Here is a 2,861-nt window from a genome sequence, read left to right as displayed (position 1 = left end):
TTATAGCATTTCCTTCATCTTCACCACAAGCTACGTAATTTTGCATGTCTGATTCATGATAAAGTACCCATGTCATCCCAATGTTTTGTTCATTTACCACAGAAATATCTACTTCTTTTGGAACTGTAACGTCAAACGTATAAACATCTGTTTGATCAGGAGCAATTAGATTTCCTTTTACAAGCTCATTAAATGGGAGTACCTTTTCCTCTTCAAGGGATCCACCTGTTTGCGGATCTTGTTTTACAGTAACTTTTGTTTGTTCTTTACTTTCTTTTCCTCTGCTATCTTTCACAGTTAGTTCCACAGTATATGTTCCTTTTTCCCCATATACATGGATTGGGCTGGCTTCAGTACTTGTTGTACCATCTCCAAAGTTCCATAGATAAGAAATAATTTTTCCATCTTCACTTTCTGTGCCATCACTATGGAATTGAATTCCTTCATTTACTATCCCACTATATGGTCCATTCATATTTACTATAGTCGTTGTTTTTTCTTTTTCCTCTGTTGCAACACCATGGAAAACAATATCATATTCAAACTGATTTTCTGCATTCACACGGTAGTTAACAAAATAGGCTGTAACTGTTTTATAGCCGCTCCATTCTTTTTGAGACAACTGCTCCAAGGTTTGATTGATTTGTTTACTCATCGTTTTCCAGTCTTCAGACTCACCTTTTGATGTACTACCTATGTACTTGCCTTCTACAGTAAATGTGTTAAAGAATTGAGACTCATGTTTTGTAATTTTTGCATCTTTTATATTAGTTACATCTACAATTTCTTTCTTCACTTCAGCTAACGGCTTAGGTGCATGTTGTATTAAGTAATCATTTGTTACTTGCGGTACATTGTATTTATCTTGATTATCAATCAACTGCTGCATATACGTTTGATATTCTGTATTCAGCTGTGGATCTTTACTTAATGCTTCCCGATAAGCGTCATAATTTTTCACATCGTTCGCACGGATTAAATCCTGAATCTTATCAAAGGTTTCAAAGTGATGATTATATAGATAAGACTGTAGTGCAAAGGAATAATTATAAAAATCCCATGATCCATATTTTGCGAACAAAGTTTGCTTTGCAGTATAACGGCTTGCCGGATTAGATGATAAGCCACTTATAATACTTTTACGTGGAACAACATTATTTGTACGTGTAGATCCTGCAAAGAATTCTGCATTCCCCTCTTGGAACCAAGTTAAGCGTTCATTTTGATATAGTTCTCCGCTCCCAAATAGACCAGGAACCTCGTATCTTCCTTGTAAATAATGAGTGAATTCGTGACGGAATAACTCTTCTAGACTATAAATACTCTGTTTTGGTGTACGCTCATATGTAAAGAAAGTACCCTTCTCTTCAATATAAATACCGCCGTTGTTCGTTTCATATCCATATAATTGTCTATTTAATTGATAATCATCTGGATTATTATAAATTACAATTGTCAGCACATCATCTGCGTTACCTGGTTCTAGTGCTTTATCATTTCCAATTACACGGTGATATTGTGCCTTTACTTCTTTGGCTGCCCAATATAACCTTTTAATTTTCTCTTCGGTTACTTTATCGCCTGTCTTAAAAACAATAGATCCATCATCAAATGTATATGTTTTAGGTAAGTATTGTAACTTCCCTTCTTCACGTATTTTCTGTAAATCTACTGTATTTCCATCATAATCTTTTCCACCGTAGTTTGTTTTGATTTGCTCTACCGCTATAAAATAAGGTCCACTTAGGCGAGGATACATATTCATCGCTTGTGTAATAACTTCCAATCCTTTGTTTGGATTGCTATGAAATTTCCCTAAACGTCCTGCATAATAAATACCGTTATTAATTAGCCAACTATTCTCAGTTGTTAAATTCCGTATGAGAGCAATTCTACTAACCTCATTTATAAAGTTATCTATCTTTCCATACCACATTGTTGCATTAGGCTTTTTATTCGTTTCCTGCAAATAAGATTGTATATCATAATCAATACCTTTTACGATTTCATATACAGCTTGTTCTTTCGTATAATCATTAGCATACATAGAACGGTTATCATTAAACTGTTTTAAAATATTTGCCGCATATTGTACTGTTTCAGCATCACTAGAAGCATTACTAATTAATTTCCCATACGCAACTACTACTCTATCTTGCTCAGCTGTACCTAATGTAAAGTTTGGGTTTTTTGCAATAGCTTTTAATGCTGGTAAACATTTGTCATGGAAGTTTCTCTCATTTAAGTAACCTACTTCATTATTAAAATATCCCACATAAAAAGCAGAACGTAATATCTCAACGAAAGTTTCAATCCCCATTGAGTCCTCTTTCGTAAAAGATTTCCCTCGTTGTCCCAATTCATCAATAATAACGTTCATGCGATCTCTATTTTGATAAAAAGCTTTCGTATCTTGATTGAATTGAAATAAGTCTGTAATTTGATTCCATGAAACTCTTGATAGCGTATCAATGAATTCACTATCAGACATTTTATTCAGTTCTGCCAGAGTATAGCTTTGCTTTAATTGCCTTACTTCAGGTTTCATCACCGGAGTAGGTCGTTGTGAAAAATCGCCTACTTTTAAACGCTCTTCAAAAGTTAAAGTTCCATCCGCTTTTGTAGCATGTGCAATTTCATCTTTTAAAGTTTCTGTCCCGATCGGTTTCATCTGTAACGTATTATAGGGTGTTTTTTCTTCTGCGGATACCTGTGTTTGAATACTTCCAAATGATAATGCCACCGTACTAATACCGATCATCATTTGAGTAAATTTTAAATTCTTGTTCATAACATTTCCTCCATTTATATATTCCACCCAAAAATATAACATTTTATCTTAATAAATTATTATAAAATGT

The 2,861-nt window shown here is 33.8% G+C and carries 1 protein-coding gene; it reads right to left on the bottom strand.

Annotated features, from left to right (window positions below):
* A partial coding sequence (colA, locus tag ACQGS6_RS25810) for a collagenase ColA (RefSeq protein WP_426965831.1) occupies positions 1 to 2,791 on the bottom strand: 2,791 nt, incomplete at its 3' end.
* Between the last annotated feature and the right edge of the window lie 70 nt (positions 2,792 to 2,861).

It is taken from the genome of Bacillus sp. GMs2/2 (assembly GCF_050172095.1).
GTDB lineage: Bacteria > Bacillota > Bacilli > Bacillales > Bacillaceae_G > Bacillus_A > Bacillus_A cereus.
The sequence above is the reverse complement of the archived record's forward strand: the minus strand, read 5'-3'. Positions and strand labels throughout refer to the sequence as shown.